Source organism: Streptomyces pratensis (assembly GCF_016804005.1).
In the GTDB taxonomy this organism is placed as follows: domain Bacteria; phylum Actinomycetota; class Actinomycetes; order Streptomycetales; family Streptomycetaceae; genus Streptomyces; species Streptomyces pratensis_A.
The window spans coordinates 6,747,079-6,760,789 of the sequence record NZ_CP051486.1 but is presented as its reverse complement, the minus strand read 5'-3'; the positions used below and the strand labels follow the sequence as shown (position 1 = coordinate 6,760,789).

At 71.0% G+C, this 13,711-nt stretch carries 11 protein-coding genes; 8 read left to right on the top strand and 3 right to left on the bottom strand.

Translation table 11 applies throughout. The features are described 5' to 3' along the window. Window positions 1-19: 19 nt before the first annotated feature. The 5 genes from leuS (at window position 20) to HED23_RS28260 (ending at window position 8,928) form a co-directional block, all read left to right on the top strand. Complete coding sequence (gene leuS / locus HED23_RS28280; protein WP_203186193.1) at window positions 20-2,893, top strand: leucine--tRNA ligase; 2,874 nt, start codon at window positions 20-22, stop codon at window positions 2,891-2,893. A 179-nt stretch (window positions 2,894-3,072) separates the two neighbouring features. Continuing rightward, entirely contained in the window at window positions 3,073-3,765 is a 693-nt protein-coding gene (locus HED23_RS28275) for a hypothetical protein (protein ID WP_203186192.1), read from the top strand. Between the two features lie 180 nt (window positions 3,766-3,945). Then, window positions 3,946-4,791: a DegV family protein gene (locus HED23_RS28270; RefSeq protein WP_203186191.1), complete on the top strand. Its 846-nt coding sequence runs from the start codon at window positions 3,946-3,948 to the stop codon at window positions 4,789-4,791. A gap of 1,027 nt (window positions 4,792-5,818) precedes the next feature. Further along, complete coding sequence (locus HED23_RS36140; protein WP_398084660.1) at window positions 5,819-6,319, top strand: helix-hairpin-helix domain-containing protein; 501 nt, start codon at window positions 5,819-5,821, stop codon at window positions 6,317-6,319. Further along, the gene (locus HED23_RS28260; protein ID WP_203186190.1) at window positions 6,316-8,928 is read left to right on the top strand and encodes a ComEC/Rec2 family competence protein; all 2,613 of its coding nucleotides are present in this window, start codon (window positions 6,316-6,318) and stop codon (window positions 8,926-8,928) included. Before HED23_RS36140 ends, HED23_RS28260 begins: the two co-directional genes overlap by 4 nt. Before the next feature lie 79 nt (window positions 8,929-9,007). Here the strand turns inward: HED23_RS28260 and HED23_RS28255 are convergent, their stop codons facing one another. Both HED23_RS28255 and HED23_RS28250 read right to left on the bottom strand, forming a co-directional pair. Next, the gene (locus HED23_RS28255) at window positions 9,008-9,187 is read right to left on the bottom strand and encodes a hypothetical protein (protein ID WP_203186189.1); all 180 of its coding nucleotides are present in this window, start codon (window positions 9,185-9,187) and stop codon (window positions 9,008-9,010) included. 4 nt (window positions 9,188-9,191) lie between these two features. Beyond that, window positions 9,192-9,647, bottom strand: a complete 456-nt coding sequence (locus tag HED23_RS28250) for a pyridoxamine 5'-phosphate oxidase family protein (protein WP_203186188.1) — start codon at window positions 9,645-9,647, stop codon at window positions 9,192-9,194. A gap of 100 nt (window positions 9,648-9,747) precedes the next feature. On the opposite strand from HED23_RS28250, the gene HED23_RS28245 reads away from it, so the two are divergent. Together HED23_RS28245 and HED23_RS28240 are read left to right on the top strand one after the other, a co-directional pair. Next, a complete protein-coding gene (locus HED23_RS28245) occupies window positions 9,748-10,569 on the top strand; it encodes an arylamine N-acetyltransferase family protein (RefSeq protein WP_203186187.1) in 822 nt (273 codons plus the stop codon). A gap of 345 nt (window positions 10,570-10,914) precedes the next feature. After that, entirely contained in the window at window positions 10,915-11,799 is an 885-nt protein-coding gene (locus HED23_RS28240) for a YceI family protein (RefSeq protein WP_203186186.1), read from the top strand. Between the two features lie 116 nt (window positions 11,800-11,915). On the opposite strand, the gene HED23_RS28235 is transcribed toward HED23_RS28240, so the two are convergent. After that, complete coding sequence (locus HED23_RS28235; protein WP_203186185.1) at window positions 11,916-12,161, bottom strand: hypothetical protein; 246 nt, start codon at window positions 12,159-12,161, stop codon at window positions 11,916-11,918. 90 nt (window positions 12,162-12,251) lie between these two features. Here HED23_RS28235 and holA point away from each other — a divergent pair, with 90 nt between their 5' ends. Continuing rightward, entirely contained in the window at window positions 12,252-13,241 is a 990-nt protein-coding gene (gene holA, locus HED23_RS28230; RefSeq protein ID WP_203186184.1) for a DNA polymerase III subunit delta, read from the top strand. The last annotated feature ends 470 nt before the right edge of the window (window positions 13,242-13,711 follow it).

Genomic DNA, 13,711 nt, shown 5'->3' with positions numbered 1-13,711 from the left:
CGATGGAGCTTTGAGGATCATGAGCGAGACGAATACCGCGGCCGAGGTGGCCGCGCCGCACCGCTACACGGCAGCGATGGCCGCCGACATCGAGGCACGCTGGCAGGACTTCTGGGACGCCGAGGGGACGTACGAGGCGCCCAACCCGACCGGTGATCTGGCGGACGATCCGGAGCTGGCCGCCAGGCCGAAGAAGTTCATCATGGACATGTTCCCGTACCCCTCGGGGGCCGGTCTGCACGTCGGTCACCCCCTGGGCTACATCGCCACCGACGTCTACGCGCGCCATCAGCGGATGACCGGGCACAACGTCCTGCACACCCTGGGCTTCGACGCGTTCGGGCTGCCGGCCGAGCAGTACGCCGTGCAGACGGGCACGCACCCGCGGGCCTCCACCGAGGCCAACATGGAGAACATGAAGGTCCAGCTGCGCCGGCTGGGCCTGGGCCATGACAAGCGCCGCTCGTTCGCGACGATCGACGCGGACTACTACAAGTGGACCCAGTGGATCTTCCTGCAGATCTTCAACTCCTGGTACGACACCGAGGCCGACCGGGCCCGCCCGATCGCGGAACTGGTCGCCCAGTTCGAGAGCGGTGAGCGCCCGGTCCCCGGCGGCGGTGAGTGGGGCGAGCTGAGCGCCACCGACCGCGCCGACCTCCTGGGGCAGTACCGCCTGGCGTACGCCTCGGACGCGCCCGTCAACTGGTCGCCCGGGCTGGGCACCGTGCTGGCCAACGAGGAAGTGACGGCAGACGGCCGCTCCGAGCGCGGTAACTTCCCCGTCTTCAAGGCCAAGCTGCGCCAGTGGAACATGCGCATCACCGCCTACGCGGACCGGCTGCTGAACGACCTGGACGGGCTGGACTGGCCCGAGGCGATCAAGCTGCAGCAGCGCAACTGGATCGGCCGGTCCGAGGGTGCGCGCGTCGACTTCCCCGTCGACGGAGCCGGGGACATCACCGTCTTCACCACCCGCCAGGACACCCTGTTCGGTGCCACGTACATGGTGCTGGCGCCCGAGCACGAGCTGATCGAGCGGATCATCCCCGCCGCCTGGCCCGAGGGCACCCACCCGGTGTGGACCGGAGGCCACGCGAACCCGGCCGAGGCCGTCACCGCGTACCGCAAGCAGGCCGCGGCCAAGTCCGACGTGGAACGGCAGGCGGAGGCCAAGGACAAGACCGGTGTCTTCACCGGGGCCTACGCGACCAATCCCGTCAGCGGCGAGAAGGTGCCCGTCTTCATCGCGGACTACGTCCTGATGGGCTATGGCACCGGCGCGATCATGGCCGTACCGGCGCACGACGCACGCGACTTCGCCTTCGCGCGCGCCTTCGAGCTGCCGATGCGCTGTGTCGTCGAGCCGTCGGACGACCGTGGCACGGACGCCTCGACCTGGGAGGACGCCTTCGGCTCGTACGACGCGAAGCTGGTCAACTCGGCGAACGGCGAGATCTCCCTGGACGGCCTGGGCGTCGTCGACGCCAAGGCGAAGATCACCGAATGGCTGCAGGCGCACGGCGTCGGCGAGGGCACCGTCAACTTCCGGCTGCGTGACTGGCTGTTCAGCCGCCAGCGCTACTGGGGAGAGCCCTTCCCGATCGTGTACGACGAGGAAGGCATCGCCCACCCGCTGCCCGAGTCGATGCTGCCGCTGGAGCTGCCCGAGGTCGAGGACTACTCTCCGCGCACCTTCGACCCGGAGGACGCCGACACCCAGCCCGAGACCCCGCTGTCCCGGAACGCCGACTGGGTCAACGTCACCCTGGACCTGGGCGACGGCGCCGGTCCGCGAAACTACCGCCGCGAGACCAACACCATGCCCAACTGGGCGGGTTCCTGCTGGTACGAGCTGCGCTACCTGGACCCGGACAACGACCAGCGGCTGGTCGACCCGGCGATCGAGCAGTACTGGATGGGGCCGCGCGAGGGTCAGCCCACCGGTGGCGTCGACCTGTACGTCGGCGGTGCCGAGCACGCGGTGCTGCACCTGCTGTACGCACGTTTCTGGTCCAAGGTGCTGCACGACCTGGGGCACATCTCGTCCGCCGAGCCGTTCCACAAGCTGTACAACCAGGGCATGATCCAGGCCTTCGTCTACCGTGACAGCCGCGGCATCGCGGTTCCGGCCGCGGAGGTCGAGGAGCGCGACGGGGCTTACTACTACGCCGGCGAGAAGGTCAGCCGCGTCCTGGGCAAGATGGGCAAGTCCCTGAAGAACGCCGTGACGCCCGACGAGATCTGTGGAGAGTACGGGGCGGACACCCTCCGGCTGTACGAGATGGCCATGGGCCCGCTGGACGTCTCGCGTCCCTGGGACACCCGGGCCGTGGTCGGGCAGTTCCGGCTGCTGCAGCGGCTGTGGCGCAACGTCGTCGACGAGGAGACCGGCGAGGTCACCGTCGTGGACACGGAGCCGGACGAGGACACTCTGCGTGCGCTGCACAAGGCCATCGACGGTGTCGGCCAGGACATGGCAGGGATGCGGTTCAACACCGCCATCGCCAAGGTCACCGAGCTGAACAACCACCTGACGAAGGCGGGCGGTCCGCTGTCGCGCTCGGTCGCCGAGCGGCTGGTGCTGCTGATCGCCCCGCTGGCGCCGCACGTGGCGGAGGAGCTGTGGCGCCGGCTGGGCCACACCGGGTCCGTCGTCCACCAGGACTTCCCGGTCGCCGACCCGGCGTACGTCGTCGACGAGACCGTGACCTGCGTGGTTCAGGTCAAGGGCAAGGTCAAGGCACGTCTGGAGATCTCCCCGGCGATCTCTGACGAGGAGCTGGAGGCACTGGCCCTGGCCGATGCCAACGTCGTCGCCGCACTGGGCGGTGCCGGCATCCGCAAGGTCATCGTGCGCGCGCCGAAGCTGGTCAACATCGTCCCCGCGTAACGGCGCCCGGGCTGCCCGGAGCATCCCTGCGACGGCGCCGGGCGGACCGCGCGGATGTGCCAGGGCTTTCCCCTACGGGCAGGTTGGGGGTTCCGGTGGAACCCTCGGCCTGCCCGTTCCGTTTACGGTAGAAGAGGCGACCGCTCACCGGCAGCCGATTCGACAACCTAGGGGCGTTCATGGAAGCCGTGATCCTGATCCTGACGCTGCTGTTCGTGGCGTTCATGGCGCTCGGGGTGTACGCCGGTGTGAAGGCGGTGCGCGCGGCCAAGCGCGGTGTGGACCGGACGATCACGCAGGCACGCCGATCCGTGGAGGACACCGCGCTGAGGGCCAAGAGCTACGGTCAGCCCGGAGTGCCGGGGGAGCTGGCCCAGCTGAGGCTCACGCTGCGCACGTCGATGCGGGCCACCCAGGACGCGCTGAACGCCGGAGTGGCGGAGGACGCCTCCCTCTCGGAGTCGCTGGGCCTCTTCGAGCGCCTGAGCGCGCACGGACGCGAGCTCGACGACGATCTCAAGCGGCTGGAACGCGAGCCCGACCGGGCGACGGTGGCCACGCTTCTGCCGGATCTGAAGGAGCGCACGGAGCGCATCACACACTCGGCGGAGTCGCTGCGCTGGGCGGCGCGTGACCGGGCCAGGCAGTTCGCGGACGACGATCTTGCGGCGCTCAACGCACAGATCGACCTCGAGGCCGGGGCCCTGCGTCACTGGACGTCCGAGGAGCCGGTGTCACAGGGGGGGACGGCCGGGCACAGCTGGAGCGGACCGGCCAAGGAGGATGCGCCGCCCTCGCTCACCCCTCCGGACCCGCGGCTGCGCACGGACTATCCCTGGCAGAAGTCCGCCAAGCCGGAGACCACGAACTGACGTCACCGGCGATGCGGAGGCCGACCTCAGCCGGAGCGGCCGCCTGACGCGTTCGGCCGTGTCCTGAACGCCTCCAACACGTCCTGAGTGCTTCAAGAATGGATCTCGGGACGATCGGAAATGATGAGCAGGTCGGTCCCGGGCTGCCGTGCCCCTGCCCCGGAAGGTAATCTCCGGCTCATGTCCCGCCATGTCGCGATCGTCACCGATTCAACGGCCTACCTGCCGCCCCAGACGATGGAACGGCACGGCATCACCTCGGTGCCGCTGACCGTCGTCCTGGGTGATCAGGCCCTGGAGGAAGGTTCGGAGATCTCGGCCCGGTCGCTGGCGCTGGCTCTGCAGAAGCGCCGCTCCGTGACCACGTCGCGGCCCGGCCCGGAAGTTTTCGCCGCCGCGTACCAGGCCGTGGCGGAGGCGGGAGCCACGGCCATCGTCTCCCTCCACCTGTCGGCCGAGCTCTCCGGCACGTATGACGCCGCCGTGCTCGCCGCGAAGGACGCGCCCGTGCCGGTTCGTGTGGTCGACACCGGCATGGTCGCCATGGCTCTGGGATTCTGCGCCCTCGCTGCGGCCGAGGCCGCCGAGGCGGGTGGCGGCCTGGACGAGGCGGTCGCAGCGGCGGAGAAGCGTGCAGCGGGTACATCGGCGTTCTTCTACGTGGACACGCTGGACTACCTGCGCCGAGGCGGGCGCATCGGTGCGGCCCAGGCGTTGCTGGGGTCGGCTCTGGCGGTCAAACCGCTGCTCCAACTCCACGACGGGCGCATCGAGATGCTGGAGAAGGTGCGGACGGCCTCCAAGGCGATCGCGCGCCTCGAGGAGATCGTCGCCGCAGAGGCCGGCGCGGGTGCTGTGGACATCGCCGTCCATCACCTGGCCGCTCCCGACGGGGCCGAGCGGCTCGCCGAGCGGCTGCGAGGACGGGTCCCGGGACTTGTCGATCTGCATGTGAGCGAGGTGGGTGCGGTGATCGGCGCGCACACCGGGCCGGGGCTGCTGGGAGCGGTGGTTGCACCGCGCTGAACCGCACCCCGGCGGGTGATGTAGTTTTCCACAACTCACGAGTTATCCACCGTAATCGGGTCACCTCGGCGGATTTCTCTGCGAGTGTCTAGCGTCGTGAGGCATGACCCTCCGAACACCTCCCGCATCCAGCCATGCCACCGACCGGCAGAGCCCGGCCGACCGGCAGCACCCGGCCGGCGACACCACGAACTCGCTCACGTACGGGTTGGGGGATGTGCCTGCGCGTGCGGCCTTGGATCCGCCCACGCGCCGGTTGGCGGATCTGCCTGCGCGTGCGGACCCGCTGGCGCACTCGCCAACACACCGTGCCGCACATCGTGTGCCCCACAGGTCCCGCGCGGTGGGGCATGGCCGGCACGGGCCCGGTGTCCGGCCCGGTGGGGTGGCCGGTACGTCGCCGGGTACCGCGTCCGGTGGCCGGCACGGGCGCCGACGGCGCGCAGCGCGCGGGTCGGAGGCTGAGATCGCCGCAGCGTCCCGGCTCCGGGCGGACGCGCTCATGGCCGTCGAGCGGTCGGTGACCGGAGCCGGGACCGGCGCAGCCACTGCTGCTGCAACCGCTCAGTCAGCGCCGGGCGTGGGGACGGCTGCGGGAAGGGCTGCGACGCCGCGAGCGGGGGCGGGGCCGCCGACGCCGGCCGACGTGTCCGGACCTGCCCGCGCGGCTCCGGCCTGGGCAGTGGCCCCGCCCGCGCGCACGACATCCGAAGCGAGCTCCGAGGGGGCCTCTTCGGCCGGGCCGCCGCATCTGCCACGCCGTGGTGTGCCCGACAGCTCTGATGTGCGGCCGAGGTGGTGGCGAGAAGCCGGGCCCGCTCTGCGTGATCGCTTACCCCTGTGGGTTCAGCTGCGATGCGGCCTGGAGCCACGCGCCCTCGCCGCGCTCGCCGTTGTCCTGGTCGGGGCGGCTGTACTTGCGGCGGCGCACTTCTGGTCGGCCCGCCCCGAGGCCGTGAGCGCTCCCGACCGGGTCACGGAAGCCGCAGCGATCCAAGCGGCCGGGCCAGGATCGCCGAACGCTCAGGTGACCGGCGGCCTCACACCCGGTCCGGCCGCGGGAGCGCAGGCCGACGTCACACCCCACGGCCAGATCGTCGTCGATGTGAGCGGCAAGGTGCGCCGACCGGGGATCCGCCATCTGCCGGCAGGCTCCCGTGTCGAGGACGCCCTCAGGGCCGCGGGCGGAGTCCGTGAGGGCGCCGACACCACCGGGCTCAACCGTGCGCGTGTTCTGACGGACGGTGAGCAGGTGGCGGTGGGCCTGCCCGCCGCACCACCAGCCGTGGGCGGAGCGGGAGCAGGCGGTGCCACCGCGGGACTGGCGGGACCGGTGGCGCCGGTGAGCCTCGGCACTGCCACCGTCGAGCAGCTCGAAACCCTGCCCGGTGTCGGGCCGGTGCTCGCCCAGCACATCGTGGACTACCGCACCGAGCACGGGGGTTACCGCTCCGTCGACGAGCTCCGCGAGGTCAAGGGCATCGGGGACCGCCGGTTCGCGGACCTCCGGCCGCTGGTCAGGCCATGAACGGTCCTGACGTCCGCGCGGCGCACGGTCCTGACGTCCACACGGATTCGGGGCGGCGATTGGGGGCCGCCGACCCCCGGCAGGAGGCCCCGGCCGACCTGAGGCTGGTCCCACCCGCTCTGGCAGCCTGGGCGGCAGCTGTCCTGGCACTGGGAGCGCCCGGGCGGTGGGCAGCGGTAGGGACGGTCCTCTGCGCGTGCGCCGCTCTGAGCCTTCTCGCCGTGCCCCGGATCGTGGCACGAGCAGCGGACCGAGGCGTGGCGGATCCGCCGGCCCAGGGGGGACGGCTCGGCCCGGCAGGGCGGGCGGGACAGGCAGACGGGGCTTCAGGAGTGTCGAGGCCGCACCGGGGCGCGGGGACGCGCACCACGGTCGCGGCCGGGGCGCTGCTCTGTGCGGCCGCCGGAGCGGCAGCGGCCGCGCTCCATGGCGCGGACGCCCGCAGCGGTCCTGTCCCCGGGCTGGCGGAGTCGTATGTGCAGGTCGAGGCCGAGGTGACCGTCATGTCCGACCCCCGGCAGACCCAACCACAGGTGCGGGGAGACCGCAGCACGCCCGTGTCCCTGCTACTGGATGCCCGGATCGATCGGCTGACCGCCCCCGACGGCACGGTCACCAAGCTCCGTACCCCGGTGCTCCTCATGGTCTCCCCAGGGGACGCGACGGCGCCGTGGCAGCGGCTGCTGCCGTCGGCAGGCCTCCACATCAGCGGGCGGCTCGCACCACCGCGTCACGAGGGGGAAGGCATTGCCGCCGTCCTGCGCACCGACGCGGACGACCCACCGCGGGTCACCGTGGAGCCCACCGCTCTCCAACGTGCCGCAGGACAGCTGCGGTCCGGGCTGAGGGAGGCCACCGACGGGCTCGACGCCGATGCGCGGGCGCTCCTGCCGGGGCTGGTCGTCGGTGACACCTCACGGGTTCCGCCCGATCTGCACGAGGCTTTCAAGGCCACCGACCTCACTCATCTGCTCGCCGTGTCGGGCGCCAACCTGTCGATCCTCCTGTTTCTGCTCATCGGCCCACCGGGCACGGCGCTCCGCAGCGAACGACGAGGCCTGGCACCCCGGCTGGGCATGTCGCTGCGCATGACCGCCCTCGCAGGCGGCGGGGTCACGCTCGCGTTCGTGATCGTCTGCCGTCCCGAGCCCAGTGTCCTGCGCGCGGCTGCCTGCGGCTTGATCACACTGCTCGCCATCGGGACGGGCCGACGCAGATCGCTGATTCCCGCTCTGGCCGCAGCCGTTCTGCTGCTGGTGCTGTACGACCCGTGGCTCGCCCGCAGTTACGGGTTCCTGCTGTCCGTGCTCGCCACCGGAGCGCTTCTCACCCTCGCACCGAAGTGGAGCGGCGCTCTGCAGCGGCACGGGGTCCCGGCACGGCTCGCCGAGGTGCTGGCCGCCGCAGGAGCCGCTCAGGCGGTCTGCGCACCGGTGGTCGTGGTCCTCGCCTCGCGGGTCAGCCTGGTGGCCATTCCCTGCAACCTACTGGCCGAATTCGCGGTGGCGCCCGCGACGGTCCTGGGATTCGCCGCGCTCGCCATCGCCCCCGCGTCCATGCCGGTGGCGGAAGTGCTGGCCGAGATCGCAGGCTGGCCGGTCGGATGGATCGCGTCCGTTGCCCGCACAGGGGCCGCGCTCCCGGGAGCGGAGCTCGACTGGCCGGGAGGCTGGCGCGGTGCGGCTCTCCTGGCCGTTCTCACGGTCCTGCTGGTGCTGTCCGCCCGCCGACTGGCCCGCCACCCCTGGATCTGTTCCGCGGCCGCGCTCCTGCTGGTGCTCGCGGTGCTGAGACCGGTGCCGCTCACCCGGCTGATGACGGGATGGCCTCCGCCGGGCTGGGCGTTCGCGCTCTGCGATGTCGGGCAGGGAGACGCAATGGTGCTTGCAGCCGGGGACGGCACGGGAGTGGTCGTGGACGCCGGCCCTGAACCTCGCCTGGTGGACCGCTGTCTGCGCGACCTCGGCATCACCCGCGTGCCTCTTCTGCTGCTGACCCACTTCCACGCCGACCACGTGCGCGGCCTGCCGGGTGTGCTGAAGGGCCGAGAGGTCGGTGCCATCCAGACGTCGAGCCTCGACGAGCCGCCGGAACAGGCGGCCTTCGTGAGGAGGACGGCCGCGGCGGCGCGTATCCCGGTGGTCCGGGCAGCGCCCGGCGAGCGACGCAGGACGGGTCCGCTCGACTGGCAGGTGCTCTGGCCGGCGGCAGCCGTGCCGGGGGCGGCACCGGCCTACGTGACCGATGAGCCGAACGATTCCAGCGTCACCCTCCTCGTCCGGTCGGGCGGGTTGACCTTGCTCCTTCTCGGCGATCTCGAACCCCCTTCGCAGCAAGGGGTGTTGCGCAGCCATCCGGCGCTGCCCCGGGTGGACGTACTCAAGGTGGCGCACCACGGCTCCGCTCACCAGGACGCCGCGCTCCTGCGCAATGCCCGCCCGAGGCTCGCGCTGATCAGTTGTGGTGCGGAAAATCCGTACGGTCATCCGGCGGCCCGTACGCTCGAAGCGCTCGAAGCGGCGGGAGCGAAGGTTCTGCGCACCGACGTCCATGGTGCGATCGCAGTGACGGGCGCCGGCGCGGGGCTGCGTGCGGCAGGCCGGTCATGAACGCGAGGTGCGTCCAGTGCTGTGTCCCCTTGCCAGCCCGGTCTCGGCAGTGGGCCCGGTCCCGGCAGTCGGCCTCAGCTCAACGGATCCCGCTTCGGCTGCCGAGCCGGTCCGCGCTGTCAGGCCCGTCGACGCTGCCGAGCCGGTCCGCGCTGTCAGGCCCGTCGACGCTGCCGAGCCGGTCCGTACCGTCAGGCCTGTCGACGCTGCCGAGCCGGTCCGTACCGTCAGGCCGGCGCCTGCTGCTGAGGCTGTGCACGCTGTCAGCCCAGCCAGGTGCCGTCCAGCATCAGCTCGCGTCCGGCCAGCTCGTTCTCCTCGCGCCACGCCTTCACGGTGTACGGCGTGACGCGCAGATACACCCATGCCCGGCGGTCGCGCGGATCCCAGTGGAGCTTGGCGGTGAAGGCGTCCCCCGACTCGGCGGGGAGGTCCGCACCCTCCACGATGTCGGCCGTTCCTTCGATCAGCACCACATCGCGGGTGTGCCCGAGGGTGACTCTGATCTGCCCGGACGGAGTCACGTTGACCGCCGTCGGATTGGCGCGCCGGGTGGCCATCAGCAGTGTGCCCCGGTCCCACACGAACGACAACGGCACCAGACACGGCACACCGTCGGGGGAGGCGGTCGCCACCCATACGTCCTCGTCCTTCTCCAGACGTTCGAGTGCGTCCTGCTTGCGCTGTTCCAGGCTCCGCGCCGGCTCTCGCTCCGTCATGGCCCACACGCTAGCCATCGGCCGTGGCCGCCGCATCCGACGGCGGTCCTAGGACCAGGGGCTTGTGGCGCCGCCCGATGCGCCGCGACAGACTCACCACATGAACGAGGAATCGCAGCAGTCGGCCGCGCCTGCCCCCGCCTGGGTGGACGCCTATCTGGAGCGCATCGGTGCGGCACGCCCCGCCCGTGCCGATGCTGCGGCACTACGCGAGTTGCAGCTCCGTCACCTCAGGACCGTGCCGTTCGAGAACCTCTCGATCCATCTTGCCGAGGACATCGTCCTGGAGGAGGAGAAGCTGGTCGGCAAGATCGTGAAGGATCACCGTGGTGGCTTCTGCTACGAACTCAACGGTGCCTTCGCCGCGCTGCTGCGCGAACTCGGCTTCCGTGTCGCCCTGCTTCAGGCACGAGTCTTCGGAGACGAGGGACGCCTCGGCATCCCGTACGACCACGTCGCACTGCGGGTGGAGACCGATGACGACACGGGCCCGTGGCTCGCCGATGTCGGGTTCGGCGACCACGCCCTGCATCCACTCGAGTTGGACACACACACCGAACAGGACGATCCCTGCGGCAGCTTCCGCTTCAGGGAGGCGCCGCAAGGAGACCGCGATCTGCTTCGCGACGGCTCGCGGCAGTTCCGTCTGGACCTGCGTCCACGTGTGCTGGCGGACTTCCGGGCAGGTTCCTGGTACCACCGGACTTCACCGGACTCCCATTTCACCCGGTCACCTGTCTGTTCCCTGACTACGCGGGACGGCCGGGTGACGCTCCGCGGCCGAACTCTGATCACGACCGTGCGAGGTGAACGGCACGAAACGGAGTTGGGCGATGACGCCGAGGTGCTGGCCGCCTACCAGGACCACTTCGGCCTGGCCCTCACCCGCCTGCCCACCGTGCGCCCGACTCCGGCCTTGTGACATGTGCTACCCGGACCACGCGACACGTCCGACTCCGCCCCCCCCGAGACGAGCGGCACGGACCGCTTGACCTGTCCGCCTGGGCCACGGGACATGTGCGGCACGGATCGCGAGACATGCGCGGCAGGCATGTGTCGGGTTCCGATCAATACGGACCTTCGCTATCACCTGCGTACAGCGACGCACAGCAGGGCACAGCTCGGTACAACCCCTTCTGAGCTGCTGCGTTTGCCTCGAACGTCGCAACGGTGATCGAATGCATATTCGTCGGCGGGCCGCTGCTCCGACAACGACGTCCGGCTGTCAGGGTCCGAGGTGAGAACCGCCCCTGGGGAGTACGTGCGCATGTTCGGCCGTTGGCTAGGCAACAGAGCGAAGTCCGGCACTGCACAGAGCAACGCCCCGGTCGGGATCCCGGTGCCGCTCAACGCCGGAATGCTGAGTTGCCGGGTACTGGACCCGGTCTCCGAGGCTGTACGGCAAGCCGATTTCGTCGTCACCGACAGCGGGGGCCGCAAGGTCGTCGGCGGAGAGACCGACCCCTTCGGAAACGTCGTCGCCACCGTCCCGGCCGGCGACTACCGCCTGGGCGTCACGGCAGAGGGCTTCACTCCGTTCCACGGGCCGGTCACCGTGCGCCAGGGGGACCACGCGAACCTCGGCGACGTCTCCCTCCAGGTGGCTCAGCCTCCGCAGCTGCCCGATCCCGGTGACTGGGAGATCGAGCCTGCGCACACCCAGATCGGGTTCACGGCACGCCATATCGGTATGGCCCGTATCCACGGCAGGTTCAACACCTTCGCCGGTGCCGTGCGGATCGCCGACCGCATGGAGGACTCCGCCATGCACGTGATCATCGACGCCTCGTCGATCGACACGAACGTCCAGATGCGGGACGACCACCTACGGTCCGGCGACTTCCTCGACATCGAGCGCTATCCGACCCTCGAGTTCTACAGCGAGCGCTTCGTCCACCGCGGTGGCACACGCTGGGGCGTCACCGGTGCGCTCACCCTGCACGGTGTGAGCCGCACGGTCACGCTGGACACCCAGTACCTCGGTCTGGGCAACGGCCTGGAGGGCGAGACCCGGGCCGCCTGCCGGGCGACGACCGAGCTGCACCGTGAGGACTTCACCCTCACCTGGCAGACGATGCTGGCGCGCGGAATCGCGGTGGTCGGCCCGAGCATCAAGATCGAGATGGACATCCAGATCGTCCCCAAGGGCTGACACTGCTCGGCGTACGGCCTGCCCCGCGCAGTACCGGGAGCCCGAGCGGTACAGCGTGCCCCGCGCGGTGCCGGGTTCCCGAGTACGTCTGCATCCGGCGCGGTACGGCTGTGCCCCTACGGCGCCTCCAGCCACCCCTCGTACTCCGCGGCGAACGCGTCGAGCGCCGCGGAGTCCAGCCGTGCGGCCGGGTCCTCGACCACCACCAGCCACTGGGCGTCCTCGGCGTCGTCCTCGCCGGCCAGGGCGTCCCGCACGAGCTGCGGTTCCTCGGTCACGCCGAACCGGTCGGGCAGCTCACCGGCAACTTCCTCGGCCGCGTCTCGGTCGGGCAGTACCAGCACATGTCTCACATCGCTCACCCGCACATTCTCCGGTACGACAGGACCGGCGGTCCGCCGGGGCGGCTGCCCCGGCAGCGCTGTCACAGGGGCGTGGGATGCTGGAGCGCGATGGCCACCAGACGTAATTCCACCGACGACCCGCTCGCCCCCGTCACGCTCGCCGTGGGCCAGGAGGACCTGCTCCTGGACCGTGCGGTGCAGCATGTGGTGGCTGCGGCCCGCGCGTCCGACGCCGACACGGACGTCCGCGACCTCGCCTCGGACCAATTGCAGCCCGGCACGCTCGCGGAGCTCACCAGCCCTTCGCTCTTCTCCGAGCGCAAAGTGGTGATCGTGCGCAACGCGCAGGATCTCTCCGCCGACACCGTGAAGGACGTCAAGGCGTATCTGGGTGCCCCCGCCGAAGAGATCACCCTCGTGCTCCTGCACGCGGGCGGGGCCAAGGGGAAGGGCCTGCTGGACGCGGTGCGGAAGGCGGGGGCGCGCGAGGTGGCGTGTCCCAAGACCACCAAGCCGGCCGAGAGGCTGTCCTTCGTGCGTGCGGAGTTCCGGACGCTCGGACGTTCCGCGACCCCGGAGGCCTGTCAGGCGCTCGTCGACTCCATCGGCAGCGACCTGAGGGAGCTGGCGAGTGCTGTTTCGCAGCTGGCCGCGGATGTCGAAGGCACCATCGATGAGGCGGTCGTCGGCCGCTACTACACGGGCCGGGCGGAGGCGTCCTCCTTCACCGTCGCCGACCGCGCGGTCGAAGGCCGGGCGGCGGAAGCGCTGGAAGCTCTGCGATGGTCGCTGTCCACGGGTGTCGCCCCCGTGCTGATCACCAGCGCCCTCGCGCAGGGCGTCCGGGCGATCGGCAAGCTCTCCTCCGCCCGCGGCGGGCGCCCGGCGGACCTGGCCAGGGAGCTCGGCATGCCGCCCTGGAAGATCGACCGGGTACGTCAGCAGATGCGCGGATGGACACCGGACGGCGTGGCGACGGCGCTGATCGCGGTCGCGGCGGCAGACGCCGGCGTCAAGGGCGGCGGGGACGACCCCGAGTACGCCCTGGAGAAGGCCGTGGTCGCTGTCGCCCGCGCGGCACGTTCCGGCGGCCGCTGAGACCGCCCGCCCGCCGCACCAGCGAATCCCGCACCAGCGAATCCCGTACCACCAATCCCGCACCAGCGAACCCGAACACTGGGCTCCGGCACCACAGAACTCGGCGCCGGATCCCAGCAGCACCGCCGCCCACCACGCCATGCGCAACGCCACCGCCGCCCGCCGCAACCATGCGCACCACGGCCGCGCCCCGCAGGAAGCGCCCGCACGAAGCCGCCCGCAGGCAACGCCCGCAGGTGGCAGGCAGGAATACCCCAACCCCCAGCAAGTGCTGCCCTCCCGCAGCCCGCAGCCCGCAGCCCGCAGCCCGCAGCCCGCAGCCCGCAGCCCGCAGTGCAGCACGAAGGCCCCGGCCGGCGTCCTGGGGAGGACGCGGCCGGGGCCTTCGGTCAACGCTTTGTGCGCCGCACCCGCGTGGCGAACGCAGGTTCGGTGTGCGGCGCGGGTGCCGGTCAGGAGCGGGAGAGAGG

What these genes read in the sequence shown, in the direction of transcription:
- leuS (WP_203186193.1), top strand. Translation starts at nt 20, where the DNA reads ATGAGCGAGACGAATACCGCGGCCGAGGTGGCCGCGCCGCACCGCTAC.
- HED23_RS28275 (WP_203186192.1), top strand. Translation starts at nt 3,073, where the DNA reads ATGGAAGCCGTGATCCTGATCCTGACGCTGCTGTTCGTGGCGTTCATG.
- HED23_RS28270 (WP_203186191.1), top strand. Translation starts at nt 3,946, where the DNA reads ATGTCCCGCCATGTCGCGATCGTCACCGATTCAACGGCCTACCTGCCG.
- HED23_RS28260 (WP_203186190.1), top strand. Translation starts at nt 6,316, where the DNA reads ATGAACGGTCCTGACGTCCGCGCGGCGCACGGTCCTGACGTCCACACG.
- HED23_RS28250 (WP_203186188.1), bottom strand. Translation starts at nt 9,647, where the DNA reads ATGACGGAGCGAGAGCCGGCGCGGAGCCTGGAACAGCGCAAGCAGGAC.
- HED23_RS28245 (WP_203186187.1), top strand. Translation starts at nt 9,748, where the DNA reads ATGAACGAGGAATCGCAGCAGTCGGCCGCGCCTGCCCCCGCCTGGGTG.
- HED23_RS28240 (WP_203186186.1), top strand. Translation starts at nt 10,915, where the DNA reads ATGTTCGGCCGTTGGCTAGGCAACAGAGCGAAGTCCGGCACTGCACAG.
- holA (WP_203186184.1), top strand. Translation starts at nt 12,252, where the DNA reads ATGGCCACCAGACGTAATTCCACCGACGACCCGCTCGCCCCCGTCACG.